This window comes from Corynebacterium sp. NML 150383 (assembly GCF_002285085.1).
Classification (GTDB): domain Bacteria; phylum Actinomycetota; class Actinomycetes; order Mycobacteriales; family Mycobacteriaceae; genus Corynebacterium; species Corynebacterium gottingense.
The window spans coordinates 179,618-197,320 of record NZ_NSGK01000005.1 but is presented as its reverse complement, the minus strand read 5'-3'; the positions used below and the strand labels follow the sequence as shown (position 1 = coordinate 197,320).

General features: G+C 63.7%; 12 protein-coding genes and 2 tRNA genes. 4 read left to right on the top strand and 10 right to left on the bottom strand.

Annotation, left to right across the window (positions count from 1 at the left end):
• Positions 1-426: 426 nt before the first annotated feature.
• The 5 genes from CKJ85_RS07115 to gyrA form a co-directional block, all read right to left on the bottom strand.
• Complete coding sequence (locus CKJ85_RS07115) at positions 427-4,896, bottom strand: hypothetical protein (RefSeq protein ID WP_143340174.1); 4,470 nt, start codon at positions 4,894-4,896, stop codon at positions 427-429.
• A gap of 406 nt (positions 4,897-5,302) precedes the next feature.
• A tRNA-Ala gene (locus tag CKJ85_RS07110) sits at positions 5,303-5,375 on the bottom strand.
• Positions 5,376-5,408: 33 nt separating this feature from the next.
• Positions 5,409-5,482, bottom strand: a tRNA-Ile gene (locus CKJ85_RS07105).
• 114 nt (positions 5,483-5,596) lie between these two features.
• Entirely contained in the window at positions 5,597-5,941 is a 345-nt protein-coding gene (locus CKJ85_RS07100) for a DUF3566 domain-containing protein (RefSeq protein WP_095278682.1), read from the bottom strand.
• Positions 5,942-5,944: 3 nt separating this feature from the next.
• The gene (gene gyrA / locus CKJ85_RS07095; RefSeq protein ID WP_095545558.1) at positions 5,945-8,518 is read right to left on the bottom strand and encodes a DNA gyrase subunit A; all 2,574 of its coding nucleotides are present in this window, start codon (positions 8,516-8,518) and stop codon (positions 5,945-5,947) included.
• An 82-nt stretch (positions 8,519-8,600) separates the two neighbouring features.
• On the opposite strand from gyrA, the gene CKJ85_RS07090 reads away from it, so the two are divergent.
• Positions 8,601-8,810, top strand: coding sequence for a CopG family transcriptional regulator (locus CKJ85_RS07090; RefSeq protein ID WP_095535524.1), 210 nt, complete (start codon positions 8,601-8,603; stop codon positions 8,808-8,810).
• Between the two features lie 349 nt (positions 8,811-9,159).
• On the opposite strand, the gene CKJ85_RS07080 is transcribed toward CKJ85_RS07090, so the two are convergent.
• Complete coding sequence (locus CKJ85_RS07080) at positions 9,160-10,107, bottom strand: hypothetical protein (protein ID WP_143340173.1); 948 nt, start codon at positions 10,105-10,107, stop codon at positions 9,160-9,162.
• Between the two features lie 66 nt (positions 10,108-10,173).
• On the opposite strand from CKJ85_RS07080, the gene CKJ85_RS07075 reads away from it, so the two are divergent.
• The 3 genes from CKJ85_RS07075 to CKJ85_RS07070 all read left to right on the top strand — a co-directional run bounded on the left by CKJ85_RS07075 (position 10,174) and on the right by CKJ85_RS07070 (position 11,825).
• Complete coding sequence (locus tag CKJ85_RS07075; RefSeq protein ID WP_095535527.1) at positions 10,174-10,602, top strand: hypothetical protein; 429 nt, start codon at positions 10,174-10,176, stop codon at positions 10,600-10,602.
• Positions 10,603-11,164: 562 nt separating this feature from the next.
• Positions 11,165-11,323 carry a hypothetical protein gene (locus CKJ85_RS12010; RefSeq protein WP_158221629.1) on the top strand — a complete coding sequence of 53 codons (159 nt, stop codon included), beginning with the start codon at positions 11,165-11,167 and terminating at the stop codon, positions 11,321-11,323.
• Between the two features lie 61 nt (positions 11,324-11,384).
• A complete protein-coding gene (locus tag CKJ85_RS07070) occupies positions 11,385-11,825 on the top strand; it encodes a hypothetical protein (protein ID WP_095545560.1) in 441 nt (146 codons plus the stop codon).
• 77 nt (positions 11,826-11,902) lie between these two features.
• Here CKJ85_RS07070 and gyrB read toward each other — a convergent pair whose 3' ends face one another.
• The 4 genes from gyrB to dnaN form a co-directional block, all read right to left on the bottom strand.
• The gene (gene gyrB / locus CKJ85_RS07065; protein ID WP_095535529.1) at positions 11,903-13,978 is read right to left on the bottom strand and encodes a DNA topoisomerase (ATP-hydrolyzing) subunit B; all 2,076 of its coding nucleotides are present in this window, start codon (positions 13,976-13,978) and stop codon (positions 11,903-11,905) included.
• 169 nt (positions 13,979-14,147) lie between these two features.
• Positions 14,148-14,771 (bottom strand): DciA family protein, encoded by a 624-nt coding sequence (locus tag CKJ85_RS12375; RefSeq protein WP_369801138.1) that lies wholly within the window; start codon positions 14,769-14,771, stop codon positions 14,148-14,150.
• Entirely contained in the window at positions 14,752-15,936 is a 1,185-nt protein-coding gene (recF, locus tag CKJ85_RS07055) for a DNA replication/repair protein RecF (RefSeq protein ID WP_095553872.1), read from the bottom strand. The genes CKJ85_RS12375 and recF overlap by 20 nt, the downstream gene beginning before the upstream one ends.
• 67 nt (positions 15,937-16,003) lie before the next feature.
• Positions 16,004-17,203 (bottom strand): DNA polymerase III subunit beta, encoded by a 1,200-nt coding sequence (gene dnaN / locus CKJ85_RS07050; protein WP_095278663.1) that lies wholly within the window; start codon positions 17,201-17,203, stop codon positions 16,004-16,006.
• Between the last annotated feature and the right edge of the window lie 500 nt (positions 17,204-17,703).

The following is a 17,703-nucleotide window of genomic DNA, read 5'->3' as shown; positions in this document are numbered from 1 at the left end:
AACACGCACAGCCACACCCAAGCGAACGCAGAAACGCGTTGACCTCGAGATTTACTACCTGACAAAACCCCAAAAAAGTTTGCGTGATATACACCACATTTCCGCCCCACCCCCGCCGATAGGCGCAAACCCCACCCAAAAACTTAAAATCAGCACAGAAAGCGGCCACATACGGGCCACGTCAGGAGGGGCTCGGGACCGCATTGGGGCCTCGTTCCCGCTCCCGTTTTGCTCATAAAAGTAAAAAAGGGGCTCCAGGGTGGTTCGGAACGGCCTCCGCGCCACCCTGGCCCCTTCACGTAACGATACTACGCGACTTGTTCACCGTCGACATCTTGAAGCGCAGTGCCATGACAGAACCGCCCGTGCGGGCCGTGGACCCCTCAGCGGGCCCCAACCAACACGGGCGGTTATCGGTGCTACAAACTACTTCTCAGCAGCCTCAGCATCCTCCGGCTTCGCAGCCTCGGACTCCTCGGACTTCGGAGCCTCAGCCGGCTTACCAGAGGAACCATAACGCAGCGTGTCATTATCCGTCGCCTCACCCAACTGGTACGACGACGTCGACTCCTCCTGACCACAAGCACGCAACACCGCATCACCAATCAACAGACCAGCAGTAATCACGCCCAGCGCACCAGCAGCCACACCAATCATCTGCGAATTCTCAACCGAGAACGCACCCTGCACACCAGCAGCACGCGACGCACGATCATGATCATAAATACCCAGACCCTGCTGAATACGATTATTCGCATCCTGAATCGCAGCATTCAACTGACCACGCAGACCCTCAAGACCCGGAATGTTCACCTGGGACAGGATGCCCAACGGAATCAGCAGCAACAACGGCGAAGCCAAACCAACCAACGAAGCAATACACTTCGGATCAGACGAACCAACATTCACATCACCCTTGCCAGCGCCAGCATTGGCGTTGCTCTGGGCATCAACGTTGACGTTGATCTTGATGGTGCCGCCCTCGTCAACAACGCCGTTGCCCACCGGGGTCACGTGGATCTCAGTGGTGCCGCCCGGGATAGCGCCCGGCTCGATGGTGTGGGTGCCATCGCCGTTGTCCTTGATCTTGTCCGGGTCGATCTGGGTGCACTTGCCAACCTTGTCGCAGCCCTCAACGATGAAGTCACCTTCGCCCTCGACAACGATGGTGATGGAACCATCGGAGCCGCGGCCGGTGTTCTCGTTCCAGGTGATCTCCGGAGCCGGGATGGAGGAACCACCGGAGGTCTCCGGGATCTCGGCCTCGATGATGCGGACCGGGTTGCCGTTGCTGTCGCGCTCCTCGATGAGGACGGTGCCCGACTTGTTCGGCAGTGCCTTGATGTTGATGTTGCCTGCCTTGTCCGGCTCCGGGTTCTCAATCAGGTCGTAGCCACGAACCACGGTGAAGGTGTTGCCCTTGCCCGGGTTCACCTTGGTCTCGATGTCACGGTCCAGGACGCGGCGCTCCTCGCGGAAGGAGAGCTCGCTGCCCTGGCCGGTGATCTCGATGTTGTGGCGGTTGACAATCTCACCCTTCTTGTTGGTCTCCACAACAACCACGTGGTTGCCGGAGGTTCCTTCCTTCGGGGTGAGGACCCACTGGCCGTCCTTCTCGGTGACGTGAACGAACTTTTCGCCCTTGACCACCTTGTAGGTGTTCTCGTTGCGGATGGTCACGGTGAAGTGGCCCAGCTCGGAGACCTTGAAGGAGCTCTCGCCGTTGGAGCCGTTGACCGCACCATTACCGGAGACCGGGGTGATGATCAGGGTGTAGCGTTCCTTGGCGCCGTTAGGCTTAGTGAACTCGACGACGGCCTTGCCCTCGGCGCCCTCGACCGGGTTGACGGTGATCTGGTCGCCGTTCTCGGTGACCTTGATAAGGTCCTTGCCCTCAACAACCTCGTAGGAGGAGCCCTCCGGCGCGGTGAGCTTCAGCTCGGAACGGTCGGTGATCTCGTAGTTGTACTCGCGCGGAGCAACCGGGGAGACGTTGAGAATCCAGCGCTGGATCGGCAGGTCGCGGGAGTTGCGCAGCTCGATGACAACCTGGCCCTCAGCGTCCGGCTTGAAGTCGGTCGTGTACTGGCCGTCCTTGTCGTTGGGCAGGGTGTTGAGCAGGTTCTCGCCGGAGACCACGACCAGGCGCTGCAGGTCGGAATCACGGGTGATGTTGATCTGGGAAGTCGCCTTGACGTCCTGCTTAGCTTCCTTGACCTCGCTCGGCGTCACCGTGATGGTGTAGCGGACCACGACCTCGTCGCCGAGGCGCTCCTCAACCACGACGGTGCCCTCGAAGCCCGGCTTCGGCATGACACGGGTGATCTCCTTGCCGTCCTTCTCCACCACCGCGGTGGTGACGTTGTCAGCACCCTCCGTGACCACAATCTCGTGGTCCTCGGCACCCTTGGTGATCTCTACGGTCTGGCGGTCCTTGATCTCACGCTCGACCTCCTGGGTCTCCACCTTGGTGCGGTCGCCCGCAATGATGGTGTAGACGCCAACCAGGATGCGCTGGCCGTCGACAATCTCGTAGAGGTTGGCAACGATGACGCCCTCGCCGGAAGCCTGGATCTTGTTGGTGTCACCGGTCAGCTTGACGGTGTCGCCCTCGACGGCCTTGCCGTTGACGGTGGCGATGTCCTGGCCCTGCTTGAACTCCAGCTCGTACTCGCCGTCGGCGGTGTCGAGCTCAGCAGCCTCGTCGGTGTTCGGCTGGATGTTTGCGGTCTCGACGTCGACAAGCACGTTGGTGCCCTGGCGGACGTCCAGGGTGAACTGGTAGTCGTCGCCCTTCTCGTCCTTGGCGGTGATGACCACCTTGCCGGTCTTGTCGGCCTTCGGGGTCAGGACCCAGTTGCCGTCCTTGTCCTTCTCCAGGGACTCGACGATGTCTTCGCCCTCTACAACCTTCGGCTCGCCGGCAATGTTGTCCAGCTCGAGGACGTAGTTGTTGGAGTTACCAATCACTCGGTGCTGGTCGTACTTGCTGTCCGCAGCGATGTTGATGATGTAGTTGTTCTCATTGCGCGGAGCCTCGCCCGGCTCGTGAACCGAGATCTTGGCGGTAGCGCTGAGGACACCATCGTTGGGCTTGACGGTGATCTTGCCGTCCTTCTCGCTGGTGGTGATGTAGTTACCACCCTCGGTGATCTCCCACTCCCAGCCCTGCGGGACTTGGATGGTCTGGGTGTGGCCGGCGATGGAGACGTTGAAGTAGTGGTTGTTCACCACAACGTCGGCGGTCTCGATCTTTTTCTCGGCCTTGTTGATCACGTGGATGGTGTACTCGTGGCGGTTGCCCTCACCATCGACGACGACGACGCGCACATCGCCCTCGCCCTCCTTGACCGGGGTGATGTCCAGGCTCTTGCCGTCCTTGGACTTGGTCACCTTGACCAGGCCGTTGGAGTCGTCGACAAAGTCGATCTTCCAGTTGGTCAGCTTCTCCACCGGGATGACTCGGGTGTCCTTCTTCTGGGAGAAGTTGAAGGCGTACTTGTAGGAGCGGAAGAAGCGCTCGACCTCGATGGTCTTCTCGCTCGTCTGGTGCGTCTCGTTCTTCACCGTCGTGGTTGCGGTGACGGTGGACGGCTCGGCTGTGACGGTCTTGGTAGAGGTCGTCGCCGGGCGGGTCTGCGTCTCGGTGACGTACTTCGGCTCAGCCGTGACGGTTGCAACCTCGGTCTTCGCGTCGCCGGTTGCCGTTGCGGTGGCGGTGGCCTTCTCGGTCACGGTCTTCACCACCGGGGTGCCCTTGCGCACGGTGACGGTGCGCTGCGGCAGCGTGGTGGTCTCGGTGACAGTCTCGGTGTCCTCGCGCTCAACCTCGGTCACCGTGGTCCTCGGGGTGACGTTCTCGGTCTCGGTGCGGGTCGGCTCGACCGTCTTGGTCACCTCAGCCTGCGGCTGCTCCCACTCGGTGACGGTGGAGGTCGGGGTGACGGTCTTGCGTGCGGTCTCGGTGACCGGCTGCTCAGTAACCGTCTTGGTGTAAGTGTTGCCCGGGACGGTCTCGGTCTTGGTCACAACCTCAGGGGTCTCGGTAACGGTGGTGGTCTTCACCGTCACATTCGGGCCCTTCGGGTTCGGTTCGTAGCCAACCAGGCCCGGCTGACCGATGGTGATGAGGCGCTGGGTTGTGCCTTCCTTACCAAGCTCGTCGCTGATGTTGTAGTCGCGCGGGACCAGAACGGTGACGTACTCGCCGTCCTGAACATTGCTGGTCGCTTCCTGGAAGGAGGCGCTCTTGCGCAGGATGTACTGGGACTGGCCGGAAACAGCGCCGCTCTGCTTGCGCACCTCAAAGCCGGTCCACTGTGCGAACTCCTCCTTGGAGATCTTGGGGAAGCCGCCGGTGGTCTCCTTGTAGTCACCGTAGATGTAGCCGCGCTGCAGGTTCAGCGTCTCCTTGTGGTTGGACAGGAGTGCCTGCAGGGCGAAGTTCAGCTTGGCGGCCTGCTCCATGTCGCCCTTGTTAAACGCGTCAAGCATGCGCTTGGTGCCGGCGATGGCGGCGCGCTCAATATCCGGGTTGATCTCCAGGTTGCCGCCCTGCTCACCGTTGTAGCCGTACAGGCCGGAAACGCCGTCGAGCTTGCGCACCACGTAGGGCGAATCCTGCTGCGGAGCGGGCTGCGCAAAGTCGATGCACCAGCCGGGGCCGAAGTTGTTGGCGTACATCAGGTGCGCCTGATTAAACGCACCCTGCTGGTAGCCGATGTTGGAGTTGAACTTCACAGCTGCCTGCTGCTCATCTGCAGGAAGCTGGGAATACTTGCTCGTAACAGCAATGTCTGCGTGCGCGGACGGGGTAGCAACGACAGTTCCACCAGCGACGACGGCGGTGGAGATAAGCGCGGCCATGACGCGCTTCTTAAGATGTGCGTTTTGCAACGGCTCAATCCTTAAAAACTTGACGGAGATATTCGAAGCAGCCTGGAGATCTCCTGAACACGGATCTTCACACTGACAGACTTTCATTCAATCACAACAATTTCGTGGAAAGTAGTCCACTATCACCACAGACACCGCGAAAACCCCACCACAACACGCACAGCCACACCCAAGCCAACGCAGCAACGCGTTGACCTCGACATTTACAACCTGACAAAACCCCAAAAAAGTTTGCGTGATATACACCACATTTCCGGCCCACCCCCGCCGATAGGCGCAAACCCCACCCAAAAACTTAAAATCAGCACAGAAAGCCGCCGACACGCCCGCGGTCCCGGGCCCGGAAGCAAGCGGGTCTGGAGAAAACAGAAAACCCTGCACCGCGCACGGTACAGGGTTTGTCCTGTGGAGCATAGGAGAATCGAACTCCTGACATCCTGCTTGCAAAGCAGGTGCTCTACCAACTGAGCTAATGCCCCATTGCCGAGACTCTATATATTATAGCGTCCCAGTGGGCCTAGCAGGAATCGAACCTGCGACCTCATCGTTATCAGCGATGCGCTCTAACCGACTGAGCTATAGGCCCTGGCAACGGATAAGAATATTACGCACCGTCGCCATAGCCACCAAATCGCCTGGTGGGGGCGGGTTTTTGGGGCGGTTACGTGGCGTCGATAAGCACCCCAAAGCCCCGCCGAACCTATCGTGCGCGGTTGGACATGGTGTAGGTGACGCCGCCAACCAGATCCGCGATGCTGTTGTAGATCACCACGGTTAGCGGCGCCATGATCGCGGTGAACACCACGCCGATCAGGCCCAGCAGGCCCGCGGCGGAGAGCACGATGGTCATGTCGATGGCCTGGTCGCCGCCGACGCCGCCGATCAGCGAGTTCACCGACTCGATCACGCCAGCCTGCTCGAGGCCGAAGTAGACGATCGTGATGCCCAGCATCCACGCGACGAACCCGATCAGCGCCAGGATCGTCGCCACCTTGAACACGGAACCCGCGCCGACGTTGCGGATGGTTACCTTGCGTGCGGCCATCGCCTACTCCTCACCCTCGGCGTCGTCGGGGGCCCCGCTTATCGACGATTGCGTCGCCTCCTGGGCCTCTTCAAGGGTTTTCTCGCCCTTCGCCACCGCGGTGGCCTCCTCCTCGCCGGAGTCCTCGACGTTCTTGTCGATGGCCAGCAGCTCGACGTCGTCGCCAAGATCCACCAGGCGCACGCCCATGGTGGCGCGCGAGGACGGGCGGATCTGGTTGACCTCGGTGCGGATCACGCCGCCCGCAGAGGTGATGGCAAAGATCTGGTCGTCCTCGTCCACCGCCAGCGCGCCGATGAGCTTGCCGCGCTTCGGGGTGTACTTGAACGTCATCACGCCCATGCCGCCGCGGCCCTGCTGGTTGTACTCCTCGATGGCGGTGCGCTTGCCGTAGCCGCCGCTGGTAGCCACGAGCAGGAACTCGCCGTCCTGCACCACCGTCATGGCGAGCAGCTGGTCGTCGCCGCGGAAGCGCATACCCTTCACGCCCGCGGTGGCGCGGCCCATCGGCCGCAGCTGGTCATCATCTGCAGGGAAGCGGATGGCCTGGCCCTGCTCGGAGACGAGCAGGAGGTCGTCGTCGTTCTGCGTCAGCGCGGCGCCGATTAGGGCGTCGCCCTCGTTGAGGTTGATGGCGATGAGGCCGGCGGAGCGCGCGGACTCGTAGTCCGTGAGGCGGGACTTCTTCACGCGGCCGTCGCGGGTGGCCAGGACCAGGTACGGGGCGTCCTCGTAGGACTGGATCTGGATGATCTGGGCGATCTTCTCCTCTGGCTGGAACTCCAGCAGGTTCGCCACGTGCTGGCCGCGGGCGGTGCGGCCAGCCTCCGGCAGCTCGTACGCCTTGAGGCGGTAGACGCGGCCGAAGTTGGTGAAGAAGAGGATCCAGTCGTGCGTGGAGCAGATGAAGAAGTGCTTGACCACGTCGTCCTGCTTCAGCTCCGCGCCACGCACGCCCTTGCCGCCGCGCTTCTGGCTCTTGTAGGCGTCCACCTTCGTGCGCTTGGCGTAGCCGGTGGAGGTGATGGTGACCACCACGTTCTCGCGGGCGATGAGGTCCTCCTCCGTGACGTCGCCGGTGGCGGCCACGATGCGGGTGCGGCGCTCGTCGCCGAACTTGTCCACGATCTCCTTGAGCTCCGTCGCCACGATCTCGCGCTGGCGCTCCGGCTTGGCCAGGATGTCCTTGTAGTCCGCGATCAGGCGCTCGATCTCCGCCAGGTCGTCCACGATCTTCTGGCGCTCCAGAGCGGCCAGGCGGCGCAGCTGCATGGCGAGGATTTCGTTGGCCTGGATCTCGTCGACGTCGAGAAGCTTCATGAGGCCCTGGCGCGCATCGTCCACCGTCGGGCTGCGACGGATGAGCGCGATGACCTCGTCCAACGCGTCGAGGGCCTTGACCAGGCCGCGCAGGATGTGGGCGCGCTTCTCGGCCTCGTCGAGGCGGTACTGGGTGCGCCTGACGATGACCTCGATCTGGTGCTTCACGTAGTAGCGCAGCATCTGGTCCAGGCGCAGGGTGCGCGGCACGCCGTCCACGATGGAGAGCATGTTAGCGGAGAAGTTCGTCTCCAGCTGCGAGTGCTTGTACAGGTTGTTCAGCACCACGCGAGGCACGGCGTCGCGCTTCAGCTTCACGACGATGCGCATACCGATGCGGTCCGAAGACTCATCATCAATGCTGGCGATGCCGGCCATCTTGCCCGCGTTCACCTGCTCCGCAATGCTGTGGATGAAATTGTCCGGGTTGACCTGGTACGGCAACTCCGTGATCACGATGACCTGGCGGTTGCCCACCTCCTCGACCTCGGTCACGCCGCGCATGCGGATCGAGCCGCGGCCCGTGGTGTAGGCCTCCTTGATGCCCTTGTCGCCCACGATCAGGCCGGAGGTGGGGAAATCCGGGCCCTTCACGCGCTCCAGCACCGCGTCGAGCGTCGCCTTCTCGTCCGCGTCGTGGTTGTCCAGGATCCAGTAGATGGCCTCCGCCAGCTCGTTGAGGTTGTGCGGCGGGATGTTGGTGGCCATACCGACCGCGATGCCGTTCGAGCCGTTCATCAGCAGGTTCGGCACACGCGACGGCAGGACCGTCGGCTCCTGGGTCTTCGAATCGAAGTTGGGGGCGAAGTCCACGGAGTTCTCGCGGATGTCGCGCACCATCTCCATGGCCAGCGGGGTGAGCTTGCACTCCGTGTAACGCATTGCAGCCGGGCCGTCATTACCCGGCGAGCCGAAGTTGCCCTGGCCGTCCACCAGCGGGTAGCGCATCGCCCACGGCTGCGCCATGCGCACGAGGGTGTCGTAGATGGCGCTGTCGCCGTGCGGGTGGTAGTTACTCATGGTCTCACCCACGGCCTTCACGCTCTTCACGTACGAGCGCTCGGGGCGGAAACCGGCGTCATACATGGCGTAAATGACGCGGCGGTGCACCGGCTTCATGCCGTCGCGCACCTCTGGCAGCGCGCGGCCCACGATCACGCTCATCGCGTAATCGATGTAGCTGGTCTGCATCTCCTCATTGATGTCAATGGGTTGGATGGCGTCGAAATTGCCGCCACCCGTGGTGTCGTCGCTCATTGCTCACCTTTCTTATTGTGCTCACGTGTAGTTTACCGGCCCTGTGACGCGTTGCCGCGCTGAGCAGTGGTATCAAAGTGGTATGGCTATGACACTCCGGCTCACCACAGACGAGGACAAAGCGCTCGTGCTGCTCGCCTCCGCGTGGGGCTGCTCCAAGCAGGAGGCCGCCCGCCGCGCCGTGGTCACCTCCGCGTCGCGCCTGCTTGACGACGCCACCGTCACCGACCTCGCACGCTCCCTCATCCCCGGGTACAAAACTATGGAATCGCGCATCAGGCAAGCGCGATGAGGGGTTTTAGCGCCGAGCAACTTTTAGCCGTTGCCGATGAGTACTGCGCCTATACGGGTGCCCGGGTGCGCTCCTTCTCTGCCCTGGTTGCTTGTGCTTCCGTCCCCGGTGCAAGGGTGCATGGGGTGCCTGTATGTGACACTGCTGGGCAGGCTTCGGAGGAGCTAGCCGAAGCGGTGCGGAGGATGCAGCCCTTAAGCACTGAGAATTCCGGCTTCGCGGAAGTGGCCGCGGAGGTGTATCGGCGGTGGGCGGGGTTGGCGCCGTGACATCGTCGACCACAGCAAACGCACAGGTGAGCCTTTCCCCAGGTCGTGGAGCGATGTATTTGTTTCCTATGCGAAATTTGTCACAGGGTCCGGCGCAACACCTCCTCAACGCTCTCAGGCAGCCTGGCTAAAGTCCCCTCGGCGAAGCGCAACACCTGCCACCCCTGCGCAACCAGCTCAATCTGGATCAGCGAATCTAAGGTACGTTGCTGCTTGTCCCAGTGGTGCGCGCCGTCGTACATCAGCCCAATCTTGGGTTCCATAAGGGCAAGGTCCAGGTCAGTGACCCGCTTACCCCACCTATTACGGATCACCACCTGCTCGGCCAAGGTCAGCCCATGCTTCTGCGCTACCGGCGTCGCTAGCAGGCGCATCTCGGTTTCCTTTGGCGAGTCTGCCAGCGCGCTCGACGCACCCAACACCTGGGACAGCCACCGCCTATCCAGCCTGCGGGAGGCACTGATGCGGATGGATTCGGGGGTGAGGTTGAGGAAGCGCCGCGTGGCGTCGATAAGCTGCACTGCACGTGTCAGCGCACTGGCGTCAAAGGTGTGCCAGGCCGACTCTCGGCGGCGGATACTTAGGAGCGCGTGGACCGCGGCAAGCGGAGGGGCTGCTACAGATATGGGCTGACCCGCACACATGACGGTCCAGGCCTCATGTTCGCGCAGCTTGAGCCGCCAGAGTGCCGGGGTGTATTGCGTCGCCGGCCGGTTCTTGCGGATTCCGGGGCCAACAAGCACAGTGTCGCAGGCATCCGCAAAGAAGGGCAGGCCGTAAAGCGCCAGCGCGCCCATGCCGGTGACCGTGGTGCCAGGGTGCGACAGCGCGTGGGCCACGGCGCGGTCGGTGGCGGGCACAGAGTAAGCAATCCCGCGTGGGTGATGCCTTGCTGCGTGCGCTACCAAATTCGGCTCGCGCAGCATCGTCGCCGGCAGCGAAAACTCGCGGTTGATTGGCTCCCCTACCGCCCCGTGCACCATGTGCAATCCCGCCATCGTGTGCATCCCATTGTGTAGCTTCGCCATACCTATTAGACGCAGCGAGCGACGCGCCGGTTCCCCCACACCCGCGAACGGAATAGAGTGTTGTGCATGAGAAAACGCTCCCTTGCCGCGCTGACCGCGGCCGCTCTCGCCATCGCCGTCCCCGCGCCCGCGCACGCAGGTGTGTCCGAGCTGTCGTCGGGTTCCAGCACGTCAAGCTCAGGGAGCTCGAAAATTCCGGAGGGCAAGGTGCCCGCCGACGGCCCGCAGGTCCCCGAGCAGCCGCCGCTCGGCAGCGCCTACACCGGCTCGGCCCCGATCTCCCTGACCATCGCCGCCCTGGCCACTTTTGTATCGGTGCAGTTGCTTATCGACGCCATCCCGCCCCTCCGCCAAGCCGTCGACCAAATTGCCAACCAAGCCGGCCTGAGCCACGTCTACGGATCCTCCGAGGGCAACCGCATTTTCGACGTCCCTGCCTGGATCAAGGCCGCCGAGGACGCCGGGTACCCGCTGCCGCAGCTCCCCCAGCTGTAGCGTGGCCGCAACCGCCGTGCTAAATTTGGCACGGTTGTGGTTGCAGTGACTCATGTGACTCCTGTGTTTCGTTTTGCTTTGCGCGGAGGCGCACGGCGACGGTGCAGCGGGCGAGATGACTGTGGCGGAAGAGCCGCAACAGCCGTGCCCATCGGCACACGGTAAGGGCGACCCTGGGGGTGGGTCGCCCTTTTGCATGGGCGCGCCGAGCTGGGCTCCGGTTTGAGGGCTTATGTGGCTGGCTCGGCATGCCTTCGGGGGTGCCTCCGGGTGCCATTCGCCTATTTGACGAGGACAGGATGACGAAGATGCGAGCGCCGGCTCGCGTCTTCGTCAAGGTGATCTCGTCATCTGGGGCAGGGCATGCCGTTCTCGTCACCTGAGTAGCGGCTGCGTGGGCGTAGAAGGCTGCTCGTCCTGCTTCGTGAGCCAACGCTCCTTGACCCGTCACCCAGGCGTTCGCATTGAAAATCCACCTTTTTCGCCGGAAGCTCTGCGATACTTTTGAGTCCGACTTATACTTTGTGAGTCAGCTCAAGTTCCCAGAAATAAGGACACTCTCATGATTGCAGCCATCATTTCCTCCGTCGTCGGCCTCGCTTCCTCCGCAGCATTCGTCTGGTCGATCCTTGAGGTCTACACCGTCTCCCAGCAGCACCCGGGCATGCCGATCCCGGATGCCGCACGCATCGCCGCTGGCAAGTACGGCCTACACTTCTAAGCGGCACTGCCGCCCGGCCCGTCTTCGGACGGGCTTTCTTTTCGCCGGTAAGATGTCCCGCATGTCTGATTTGCAGAAGCTGCTGGAAGAAACCACCCGTCCCGCCGTGACGAAGGACCTCGCCGAGCTCACGGAAACCACCGTGTCCAACCAGTCCGGCCTGACTGGCATGGCGCTGAAGTCGGCGCTCGCCGCGGGGAAGAAGGCGGACGCCAACGCGGTGTCCAAGGGCATCAATAAGGTGCTGCCGATGCTGGTTGAGCGCGTCGAACCCTACTGGGCTAACTACCAGGGCGAGGGCAGCGCAAACGGGTTCGGCGGCTACCTTGCCGCGCACCAGGACGAGGTCGTGGATGACATCGTCAAGACTGCCGACGCCTCCGTGGACTCCCTGCCGGGCGCGGTGAAGAAGGTCTACACGTCGCTGCGCAGCAAGGCGTCGAAAATCGTCGCGCCCGCGTTGCCGGGTCTCGGCGAGATCATCGAGCGCCACGCGAAGTAACGCGCCAACACCACACCACTACACAGCAAAGCGGCCGGTAACCACGCTGGCTACCGGCCGCTGAGGCCCGATGTTGCCTATACGTCCAGGAAGCGGACGTCCTTCGCCTTGCGGGTGATGAAGCTGCGGCGGGCGGCGACGTCGTCGCCCATGAGGATGCTGAACAGCTCGTCGGCGCGCTGCGCGTCCTCCAGGTCCACGCGGCGGAGGATGCGCGTCTCCGGGTCGAGCGTGGTCTCCCACAGCTCCTTAGCGTTCATCTCGCCGAGACCCTTGTAGCGCTGGATGCCGTCGTCCGTATTGATCTTGCGGTTGGCCTCGAGGCCCTCGGCGAGCTGGCGGTCGCGGTCGGCGTCGGTAAACGCGTATCCGGGCGCGCCCTTTGCCCACTTCAGCTTGTACAGCGGCGGGTTCGCCAGGAAGACGTGACCGTTCTGCACGAGGTCCGGCATGAAGCGGAACAGCAGGGTGAGCAGCAGCGTCGCGATGTGCTGGCCGTCCACGTCCGCATCGGCCATGAGCACGATCTTGTGGTAGCGCAGCTTATTGATGTCAAACTCGTCGTGGATACCGGTGCCCAGCGCCGTGATGATGGCCTGGACCTCGGCGTTCTTGAGCACGCGGTCCATGCGCGCCTTCTCCACGTTAAGGATCTTGCCGCGCAGCGGCAGGATCGCCTGGTGCATGGAGTCGCGGCCGCCCTTGGCGGAGCCGCCTGCGGAGTCGCCCTCCACGATGAACAGCTCGGATTTCACCGGGTCCTTCGATCGGCAATCCGCCAGCTTGCCGGGCAGGCCGCCCAGGTCGGACGCGGACTTGCGGCGCACCAGGTCGCGGGCCTTGCGGGCCGCCTGGCGGGCGTGCGAGGACGACACGGCCTTATTAATAATCGCCTTCGCCTCGGCCGGGTTGGCGTCGAACCAGTCCGACAGGTTCTCATTCACCGCGCGCTGCACGAAGCCTTTGATCTCGGTGTTGCCCAGCTTCGTCTTGGTCTGGCCCTCAAACTGGGGGTCGCCCACGCGGACGGAGATGACGGCGGAGATACCTTCGCGGCAGTCGTCGCCGGTCAGGTTCGGCTCCTTATCCTTGAGCAGCTTGTGCTCGCGCGCGTAGCGGTTCATCAAGCTGGTCAGCGCGGCGCGGAAGCCCTCCTCGTGGGTGCCGCCTTCGTGCGTATTAATCGTGTTGGCAAAGGTGTGGACGGATTGCTTGTAGGAGTTGTTCCACTGCAGCGCCACCTCGGCCTCGTGGTCGTCGCCCTTCTGGTCAAAGCCGATCACCGTCGGGTGGATCGTGGTCTTGCCCTTGTTCAGGTACTCCACGTAGTCAATCAGGCCGTTCGGGTAGTGGAAGGTGACCTTCTTCTCGCGCTTCTTCTTCACGTTCGGCGCGACGGCCTCGCCGGCCTCGCCTTCTTCGGCGTCGGACTCGACCACGGTTTCGTCATCAAACGAGTCCTCTTCCACCAGCGCGGCGGTTTCGCCCTCCTCGGCGATGGCCTCGAGTTCGAGCTCCTCGTCGGAGACGCGCTCGTCCTTGAGCGTGATGGTCAGGCCCTTGTTCAGGAAGGCCATCTCCTGCAGGCGGCGGGAGATTGTGTCGTAATCAAACTCGACCGTCTCGAAGATTTCCGCGTCCGGCCAGAAGCGGATCGCGGTGCCGGTGCCGCGGGCGTTGCCGCCCTCCTCCAGCTCGTCCGGGATGGCGTTGCTAAAGCGCTGGTACCAGTGCTTGCCGTCGCGCTTAATGTCCGCCTCCACGCGGGTGGACAGCGCGTTGACCACGGAAATGCCCACGCCGTGGAGGCCGCCGGAGACGGCGTAGGACTCGGAGTCGAACTTGCCGCCGGCGTGCAGCTGGGTCATGACGACCTGGACGGTCGGGGCGCCGGACGGGTGCATCTCCACTGGGATACCGCGGCCGTTATCAACGACCTCGACACCGCCGTCCTTCAACAGGGTCACATCGACGCGGTCGGCGTAGCCCGCCATTGCCTCGTCGACCGAGTTGTCCACGACCTCCCACACCAGGTGGTGCAGGCCGCGCGTGCCGGTGGAACCGATGTACATGCCGGGGCGCTTGCGGACAGCCTCGAGGCCTTCGAGGATGGTAATTGATGACGCGTCGTAATGAGGTTGTTGCTCAGCCACTGCTTGGACTCTCCTCTATATGCGTGAGTGGGCAATATGTGCCTAAAGCCTGTTTAACCCGCTCTATCTTACACGTAGTGGGGACCATTTACGGCACCAGGTGAAGCAGCGACAGGGCGTTTCACGGGCGGATTTTGGGGTGGGCGGTGGCGTCGCTAAGCAAAAGCCCCTATCCGTACGTATCGCGCGGGCCGCGGCCCTTGACGTGCAGCGGGCCGTAGCGCCAGCTCTTGGTTTTGGGGCCGAAGATGTGCAGCTTGGTGATCACGTCGGGGCCGAGCTTCTCCGAGATCGCGCGCAGAATCGTGGACTGCATGTACTTGAGGTTGGAGGCCCAGGCCGTTGAGTCGCAAGTAATGTGGACCTCCCCATTTTTGATCATCTCCACCTTTGTGTGCTGCGCAATTTTCGCGCCGACCAGGCCCTCCCAATTGCCCATCACCCAGCCGTACGCTATGTTTTCGGTCCAATCGCGCTGCCGAACCTCTTTGCCGAGCAGAGCGCTAAACGACGCCACCTCATACCCTCGCGGCAACGCCCGCCCATCCTTGCCCGTGGGCCGGCCGCGGCGCACCCACGGCCTGCGGGCCTGCTCCTCAAAGTGGAGTCCGGGCACGGCCACCTCCTCGCCCTCCCCGGGCGCGCCCGTCATCCCCGCCGTGAGCGCGCGCTTGCCCACGCTGCGGCGCGGCGTCACGTTCGCGCCCTGTTTCCGCAGGTTAGGCAGGCGTCGCCCGCTGCGGCGCACCGTCTCGCGCAGCTGGTTGAAGGTGTCACTGACCAGATCGCTCAATGTGCGACTCCCCCTCCTCCATCGTCACCGCGTAGCGCGCGGAGACCGCGTCGTCCAAGTTGCCGGGCAGATCATCGCCCACCGCCGCCGTAATGAGCACCTGCTCCGCGTCCTCCGCGACCCGCACGAGCCGCTGCCGACGCTTCGCGTCCAACTCCGCGAACACATCGTCCAAGATGAGGACGGGGTCCGCGCCGTCCGCCGCGAGCAGCCGGTACTCCGCCAGGTGCAGCGCGAGCGCGTACGACCAGGTCTCGCCGTGCGAGGCGTACCCCCTCGCCGGTTGCTCGCCCAGGCTGAGGACCAGGTCGTCGCGGTGCGGGCCCACCAGCGTGGTCCCGCGGTCCAGCTCCTCGCTGCGGCGGCGGCCCAGCTCGCTGAGCATCGCGGCCTCCAAGATCGCGGGGTCCTCCGAGGGGCCATCATTGAGCGTCCGGACCGCCGCGTCCAGGGTGGAGCTGTACCTGATGTGCGCCGGCCGCGACTCCGGAGCCACCGAGTGGTAGGACTCCGTAACGTGCGGCGCGAGCTCGCCCACCAGGCGCATCCGCCCCGCCGTGAGCTGCGCGCCTAACGACGCCAACTGCCCGTCCCACACGTCAAGCGTGCTCAGCGCGCTCGCGCCCTGCGGGTCCTCGTAGCCGCGGCGCAGCACCATGTTGGACCGCTTGAGCAGGGCGTTGCGCTGGCGCAGCACCTTGTCATAGTCCGCCTTCACCCCGCCCAGGCGGCGCACCCGGAGCGCGGCGAGCGCATCGAGGAAACGCCGGCGCTCGGCGGGCTCGCCGTTAACCAGGCGCAGGTCCTCCGGGGAAAACATCACCGTGCGCAGAACGCCGGCGAGCTCGCGCGGCGACTTGAGCTTGGTGCGGTTGATCTGCGCCTGGTTGGCACCCGAGGCCTTGAGCAGCAGGTGCGTGGTGAGCGCCCGGCCCTCGTTGACCGTGGTGGCGGAGATACGCGCGCTGCTCGCACCGCCGCGGACTAGCGGGCCGTCCGTGCTCACGCGGTGGCTGGACAGGACGGAGGTGTAGTAGACCGCCTCGACGATGTTGGTCTTGCCGTGCCCGTTGCGTCCGGCGAACACGGTGACCCCGGGCTCCAGCTCCAGGTGGAGCGAGGGCCACGAGCGGAAATCGCGCAGGTCAAGTTCGCTAACGTACAACGTTTCTTCTCTGAGTCAGCATGGTCGGCTTAGGGGGCGCGTTGGGGGCCGGACGAGTAGGCGTCGATTAGCCCGGCAGGCGCACTGGCATCAGCAGGTAGGTGAAGTGGGTCTCCGGGGTGGGGAACGTGCCGTCCTCGTTGGCCTCGGGCAGGTCCTCCGGCTCCGGGATCATGATGGCCGGGCGCGAGGCCTCGGTGAAGCCGAAGACGACGCGGTCAGTGCCGATGACGGACAGGCCGTCGCGCAGGTACCCGGCGTTGAAGGCGATGAGCAGCTCGTCCGCGCCGGTGAACGCGGCCGGCAGGGACTCGCTCGCCTCGCCCGAGTCGACGCCGGAGGCGAACAGGCTCACCTCGCCCTCGCGGAAGTGCAGGCGGATCTGCGCGTTGCGGTCGGCCACGAGGGAGACGCGGCGGATGGACTCGAGCAGCGGGGCGACCTCGACCGTGGCCATGGAGGTGTGCGCCTTGGGCAGCAGCGGCTCCACATTGGGGAAGTCCGCGTCGAGCATGCGGGTGGTGGTTTCGCGGTTGCCCACGTGCATGCCAAACAGGCCCTCGGCGCCAACGTTGTCCTGCGCGCCGACCGCGATCTCCACCGGGTCCTCCAGCTGGGTGTCCAGCGTGCGGGCATTGTCCAGGAGGGTCTTGGCCGGGACCAGGAGCTTCGCCTCCACGTCCGGGCTCTGCGGCTCCCACTCCAGGCTGCGGATGGCAAGGCGGAAGCGGTCCGTTGCGGTCAGGCGCATCTTTGCGCCGCGGATCTCCACGTGGATACCGGTGAGCATGGGCAGCGTGTCGTCGCGGCCGGCGGCGGAGGCGACCTGGGAGACCGCGCGGGTCAGCGACGCCGGGGCGATCGTGCCGGTGGTCTCCGGCAGGCTGGGCACCTGCGGGTAATCATCCAGCGGCATCAGCGGAAGCTCGAAGCGGGCCTTGCCGCCCACCAGCTTCATGGTGTTGTTGTCCGTGGTGACCTCAACCGGTTGGTGGGGCATGTTGGCCACGATGTCCGAGAGCAGCTTGCCGGCCACCGCGACCCTGCCCGGCTGGTCAACCTCGGCGCCGAGTCGGACGCGGGTGGACACCTCGTAGTCAAAGCCGGCGAGCTCCAGGCCCTCATCGTCCGCGGTGATCACAATTGCGCGCAGGATCGGCTGCGTGCTCTTGGTGGGCAAGGCGCGAGCCACCCACGCCACGGCGTCAGAGAGGTCATCTTTGTGGACGCGGAATGACAGGGTGTTCTCACCGATGCTCTCGACCATAACGGCGTAAGGCTCCCTTGCTTGTAGTCGTGATGTTGAAACCGTTGCGCGGCTACCCGCGGTAACCAGGATCTGTAATTACGTTCTCACTCTAGGCGGGGCGCCGGGGCTTCGCCATATCGCCCCGGGGCGAAAGCAGGTTTTGTAATTCCAAGAATCGGGCTGTCCGAGCGGACGGCGGGCGGGTCATGCACAACCTCTCTTTCTGTAGAAGGAATTACAAGTAAAAGAGTTGGTAACTGCAGTAGGTGCTGTGCAATCTGTGGAATCCATGGGTTTCGCCGTGGTGGTGGGGCGAAACAAGGGTGTGATTCGGGGTGTGGAGTTCTTGTGGATATCTCCGTGCGGTTGTGGATAACTTTTCGGCCCCGATTTTGTTCCACAGCAGGTCGGACGTTGTCCACTGGGCTTTCACAAGATTTGCACGGTTATCCACAGGGCGGATCTGGGGGCCTGCGTCGGGTGCCGTGTGAGCAAGATCGCCAAATTACAACGGCGTA

Excerpts from the sequence above, each read along its gene's own strand:
- CKJ85_RS07100 (WP_095278682.1), bottom strand. The coding sequence starts at position 5,941 with ATGGCCGCACGCAAGGTAACCATCCGCAACGTCGGCGCGGGTTCCGTG.
- gyrA (WP_095545558.1), bottom strand. The coding sequence starts at position 8,518 with ATGAGCGACGACACCACGGGTGGCGGCAATTTCGACGCCATCCAACCC.
- CKJ85_RS07090 (WP_095535524.1), top strand. The coding sequence starts at position 8,601 with ATGGCTATGACACTCCGGCTCACCACAGACGAGGACAAAGCGCTCGTG.
- CKJ85_RS07080 (WP_143340173.1), bottom strand. The coding sequence starts at position 10,107 with ATGGCGAAGCTACACAATGGGATGCACACGATGGCGGGATTGCACATG.
- CKJ85_RS07075 (WP_095535527.1), top strand. The coding sequence starts at position 10,174 with ATGAGAAAACGCTCCCTTGCCGCGCTGACCGCGGCCGCTCTCGCCATC.
- CKJ85_RS12010 (WP_158221629.1), top strand. The coding sequence starts at position 11,165 with ATGATTGCAGCCATCATTTCCTCCGTCGTCGGCCTCGCTTCCTCCGCA.
- CKJ85_RS07070 (WP_095545560.1), top strand. The coding sequence starts at position 11,385 with ATGTCTGATTTGCAGAAGCTGCTGGAAGAAACCACCCGTCCCGCCGTG.
- dnaN (WP_095278663.1), bottom strand. The coding sequence starts at position 17,203 with ATGGTCGAGAGCATCGGTGAGAACACCCTGTCATTCCGCGTCCACAAA.